1 pseudogene is annotated in these 5,989 nt (G+C 74.3%); it reads right to left on the bottom strand.

Annotated features, from left to right (window positions below):
• Nucleotides 1–94: 94 nt before the first annotated feature.
• A pseudogene (locus AC08ON_RS03690) lies at nucleotides 95–5,989 on the bottom strand (SDR family NAD(P)-dependent oxidoreductase); the annotation flags it as partial.

The following is a 5,989-nucleotide window of genomic DNA, read 5'->3' on the forward strand; positions in this document are numbered from 1 at the left end:
CGCCGCCATCCCGACCAGGGCGATGGGTGGGGCACCGCCCCCGGGCGCGGACCGGGATCCCGACGCCGACCGCCCCCCCGGCCCGGCACCGGGCTCAGGCATCGAACGACTCCACCGAGGCGCACATGTAGACGACCTGCGCGGGCGTGCCCGCCGGAGCGGCCAGCTCCCGCAGCAGGGCGGCCACCCCGTCGGCGGGATCGATCAGGCCGATGCCACGGCGCGCGTACTCCCGGGCAAGCTCCGGGGAGACCATCCCACCGCCGGTCACACCGGCCACCGCGCCCCCGGCCACCGCGGGGGCCGGTCCGCCGGCCCGTGCCACGAAGTCCCGCGCGGATTCCCAGGGACCCCAGTCGACGCTGACCACCCGGCCGGCGAAGCGGCCCGCACAGGCAGCGGCGAGCGTGTCCAGGGCGTCGTTCGCGGCGGCGTAGTCGACCTGGCCGCGGTTGCCGAAGACGTCCGCGACACTCCCGAACAGGGCGACGAAGCCGACATCGTCCCGCAGCGCCGCCAGCAGCGCCCGGGCACCGTCGATCTTCGTTCGGTACACCTGGTCGAACGACTCGGGCGTCTTGTCCCGCAGGAGTCGGTCCGCCAGGATGCCCGCGCCGTGCACCACGCCGTCGAGGCGACCGTGGCGGGCGTAGACGTCGGCCACGACCGAGGCAACGGCGGCGCCGTCACGCACGTCCATCGCGTGGTAACGCACCGACGAGGCCAGCCGACCAAGGACCTCCAGCGTGGTGCGCACCTCCCGCTCGGCGAGCAACCGGACCACCTGGGACTCGATCTCGGCCGGCCGGCGGACGCCGGTGGCGACAAGCGCGCGGCGCAGCGCCGGGGCGTCGAGCGCATCCGCCGTCACCGGATCCTCCGGTCCGGTGGGCGGTGGGGTGCGCCCGATCAGCTCGATGGCGCAGCCGCTGCGCCGGGCGAGCTCCACTGCGACGGCCGCCGTGATACCCCGCGCGCCACCGGTGAGCAGCACCACCGAGGAGGGACCAAGCTCGGCGGGCAGTTCGCCCGCATAGCCCGCCGCGCCCACGTCGCCCGCGACGCCCAGCTCCACCGGCCGGATCCGCGGGGTCGCGCGGACCCCGTCACGGTAACCCACCACGGACGGCCCGCCGGGGGTGAGCAGCTCGACGAGCAGGCTCTCGGCGATCCGACGCGGTTCGTCCTTCGGTTCGACGTCGACGAGGCGGACCGCGATGTCGGGAACCTCCCAGGCGATCGTGCGCACCAGGCCGGCGAGGCCCATCCCCGGGGTCAGCTGGATCCCCTCGTCCCCGGCGTCGCCCGGGGCGAGCGCTCCGGTGCCGTGGGGCGACGGGCGACCGAAGCGCCCGCCGTGCCCGGTCGCGACGAGCATCCGCCGGCTGCCGCCGAGGGCCGCGGCCCGCAGTGCCGCGAACGCGGCAGGAAGAACGGCGTGGTTGCCGGCACCGGGATCGATCGAGGCGATCCACACCAGGCCGTCCGCGCCGGCGCCGGCTCGAACCTGACCGACCAGGCCCCGGTCGTCGGCAGCGAGGATGCGGGCCTCGGCACCCGCCTGCTCCAGCAACGTGGCGAGCTCGAGTCCGACCCCGAGGCCGCCCTCGACGAGAAGGAAGCGGGCCCCGGCCAGCGACCCGGCACATCCGACCGGCTCCGGGGTCGAGGGCACGGGGACGATCTCCGGTTCGACAACGAACCGCCGTAGCGGGATCGCGGCTGTCGAGCCGGCCCCCCGGACTTCGCGACTCCGGCGGACCGACCGGGCCCGGCGGGCTCGGCTGGTTCAGCTGGTTCAGCTGGTTCAGCCGCGCCGGCGGCATCCGGATCCACCGACGCGACGATCCAGTCGACGATGCCGCGGACGGTCTTGATCGCCGCCAGCTCCTCGACGACCTCCTCGCCCAGCTCCCCCGACCCGGCATCCACCAGACCCAGCCGCTGCGCCAGCTCCCCCAGAATCTCTGTCCGCTTGATCGAGTCGATCGACAGGTCGGCCTCAAGATCCAGATCAGGCTCCAGCATCTCCACCGGATAACCCGTCTGTTCCCCGATCACCCCCACCACCGCGGCCGACACCGCGGCCCGGTCCAGCACCACCCGACTCGCGGCAGCCATGTCCGGCGCGTCGTCGGACACGACCCCCGGCCGCGGCGGCACGAAGCCCGGCGCGTCGTCGGACACGACCCCCGGCCGCGGCGGCACAAGGTCCGCCGGCTGCCCCTCGGAGAGCTGGCCGGGCCGGGCCAGGCCGGTCGGGTCGATGCCCAGGTAGCCCAGTACGACGTCACGTTGCGCCGCGACCAGTGCCCGGGTGGTCCGCAGAAACTCCAGCACCACGGCGTCCACCGGTCCGTCACCTCCAAGTTCGGCCAGTCCGGCGGGCCCCGCCGCAGGGTCGTCGGTCGTCTCGCTGTGGTCGGTTACGCCGGCGCGGTCGAACGGGGGAGCCTGCGCCACGGTGTCCTCGACGAACCCGCGCACGCCGACGATCTCGGGCACGGATGCGACCCCGGGTGACGTCGTCCGCGCCGTCAGCCGGGTCGGCGGCCGCAGCCCACCAGGAAGGAAGCGGCCGTCGGGCGTGCGCACATAGGCCCCGTCGATGAGCCAGCCGGGACGGCGCGGCAGGTCCGTCGCGCTGACCACCCGGGCGTCGCGGCCGGTGAACAGCGCGGAGGGGTCGAGCTCGACGCCGACGGCGGCAAGCTCGGCGAGGGCCAGCAGCAACCGGCGCAGCCCCGGCTCGCCGGCGACGTCGGTGGCCACCACCCGGTGCGGTCGACCGGCCAGAATCCTGCCGGCGAGTTGCGCCAAGACGCGGCCGGGCCCGGCCTCGACGAAGGTCCGCACCCCCGCGGCGTACATCGCCTCGATCTGCTCGACGAACCTGACCGGCGCCGCCACCTGACCGGCGAGCGTCGCCCGCACCTCGTCCGGGCTGCCGGGGTAGGGCCCGGCGGTCGTGTTGGACCAGACCGGCAGGGTCGGCGCCTCGACCTCGACCTCATCGAGCCGGGCGGCCAGCGCCGTCGCCGCTTCCGCCACCACCGGGCTGTGGAAGGCGCACGCGACCGGGATCGGCTTGGCGCTGATGCCGGCCCGGCCGAGAGCCGCCACGGCGGCGGCAACGGCGTCCGTCGGCCCGGAGATCACGCTCTGCCGCGGGGCGTTGTGGTTGGCCACGACGACCCGGCCCGGTCCGGCCTCCCCACCCGTAACGGCCCCGTCGAGCGCGGCGCGGACCTGCTCGACCGACGCGGAGACCGCAGCCATCGTGCCCGGGTCGTCGCCAGCGGCTGCCAGGATCGCCGCGGCACGGGCCTCGCTCAGGCCGATGAGGTCCCGCCGGTCCAGCGCCCCGGCTGCGCACAGCGCGACCAGTTCGCCGTAGGAGTGCCCGGCGACGTGGTCCGAGCGCACCCCGAGGCTGGTCAGCAGGTCGTGGACGGCAAGCCCGGCGAGCCCCAGCGTCGGCTGGGCCGCACGGGTGTCGGTGATCGCGGCCGCCTGGGCGGCCTTCTGCTCCCGGGAGAAGGCCGCCGGCGGGAACATCGTATCCGCCCACCGGGGGGCGAGGTCCAGCACGGACCGCAGCCGTGGGAAGGCGATGAACAGGTCGGCGAGCATGCCGGGCCGCTGACTGCCCTGACCGGGGAAGAGGAACGCGGTGGCACCCGGATCCGCGTCCTGGTCCCGGACGAACAGACCCGCCCGAGGGTTCGACGTGAACGTGCGCGCCTGGTCGATGGCGGTGGGCAGCGCGTCGAGGTCGTCGGCGACGAACGCGAGCTGGACCGGGCCGCCGCGTTCCGCGCAGACGGTGGAGGCGAGGTCACGCAGGCGGAACGGCCGTCCGGCCGCGTCGTTCGCGACGATCAGCTCGGCCAGCCGGTCCAGCGCCCGGGTGGCCGCCGCCCGGTCGGTGCCGCGGACGACGAACAACTCCGCGGGCCAGCTGTCGAGGCCGTGGGCGGGCTCGGGTCCGCCGTCATAGGCGGACAGCACGACGTGGAAGTTGGTGCCGCCGAATCCGAAGGCCGACACACCGGCGTGGCACCGCTCGGCCGGGGCAACCCACGGCCTGGCGACGTCGTCAAAGTAGAACGGGCTGGTCTCGGCGTCCCAATAGGCGTTCGGCGTTTCGATGTGCAGGGTCGGCGGCCGCACCCCGGTCTCGACGGCCTTGGCCATTTTGATCAGACCGGCCAGGCCCGCCGCACACTTCGTGTGCCCGATCTGCGACTTCACCGAACCCACCGCGCACTGGCCCGGCGTCGCACCGTGGTTGGTGAAGACCTCGGTGAGGGTGGCGAGCTCGGTGCGGTCCCCCACGACCGTTCCGGTCGCGTGCGCCTCCAGCAGACCGATCTCGCTGGGCGAGATCCCCGCCCGCCCGTAGGCCCGTTCCAGGGAGAGCACCTGGCCGGCCTTGCGCGGCGCGGTCAGCCCCAGGGCCCGCCCGTCGGAGGAACCGGCGACGGCCCGGATGACGGCGTGGATCCGGTCGCCGTCCCGTTCGGCGTCCGCGAGCCGCTTGAGCACGATGACGGCCACCCCCTCGCCGAGGCTGGTGCCGTCGGCGCCCGCGTCGAAGCTGCGGCACCGCCCGCCCGGAGACAGCGCATGGACGGAGGAGAACAGCAGAAAGTCGTGGGCGCCCGCGTGGGTGTCCACGCCGCCGCACAGCACCATGTCCGAGGTGCCCGCGACGAGCTCCTTGCAGGCGGCGTCGAGGGCGGCGAGCGACGACGCGCAGGCCGCGTCCACGGTGAAGTTCACCCCGCCGAGGTCCAGCCGGTTGGCGACCCGGCCAGCGATGACGTTCGCGAGCATGCCCGGGAATGAGTCCTCGTCCAGCTCCGGCAGGAACTCCTCCAGCTCGGCCGGCAGGTCCCCGAGCAGCGCCGGCCACAGGGAGCGGAAGCTGTAGGCACCGGAGAGATCCGTCCCGGCCTCCGTGCCGAAGACCACCGACATGCGGGAGCGGTCGAACGCCCGACTCTCGCCGGCGGTCTTCTGGCCCACGTCCTTCTGGCCCACGTCGTACCCGGCGCCGCGCAGCGCGCGGGCGGCGACCTCCAGCGCGAGGAGCTGGCTGGTCTCGATACTGCGCAGCGACTTCGGCGGGATACCGTAGGCCAGCGCGTCGAACGGCACCTGCGGGAGGAAACCGCCCCATCTCGACGGCGTCCTGCGGCCAGCGTCCCTGAGCACCGCGTCCGGGTGGTAGTAGACCTCGGCATCCCAGCGATCGGCCGGGACCTCGCGGATGGCGTCGTTGCCGGCGACGATGTTCGCCCAGAAGCTGGCCAGGTCCGGGGCGTCCGGGAAGATCGCTGACATCCCGACGATCGCGATGCCGGGCGCCCGGGCGGTCGGGCGGTCGGGCGCCGCGCTCCTGTCGGCGGGCCGTGGCTCGGCGGACCGGGCGGCGAGCCCGGCCGTGGCCTGCGCGGTGACCTCGTCATGCAGCTCGGCGATGCTCGTCCGCCGCGAACGCAGGGCGGCGACCTGTCCGATCATGTACATGCCGTCCCGGGCCTGGGTCGCGGGATCGACTGTGACGACCTTGCTGCCCTCACGGCGCAGGCCCTTGCTCGCGACCCGCAGCCGGCCGAGGTTGAGCGCCTCGAGCTCCTCCCACATCTGCTGGCGGGAGTTGCCGGCGGCGATCAGCTCACGGCGACGGCCCAGAAAGGTGTGGACGTACGCGGACTCCACGCACCGGGTGGCATGACCGGGAGAGGTCTCGAGCAGCACGGTGCGCTCGCAGTCGAGAGCGGCCTGCTGGAAACCCGGCAGGATCGCCCCGGACGCGACGGCCTCGGCGGTGAACAGGTACGCGGTGCCCATCAGCACGCCGACGCTCGCGCCCCGCTCGGCGAGCGGCCCGGCCGCCGCTGCGACCATCGCAGCGGAACGGGCGTCATGCACGCCCCCGGCGAACAGCAGATGCAGGCCCGCGAAGAAGTCCGGACCGGCC

This window comes from Frankia sp. CoWAU3, assembly GCF_977971855.1.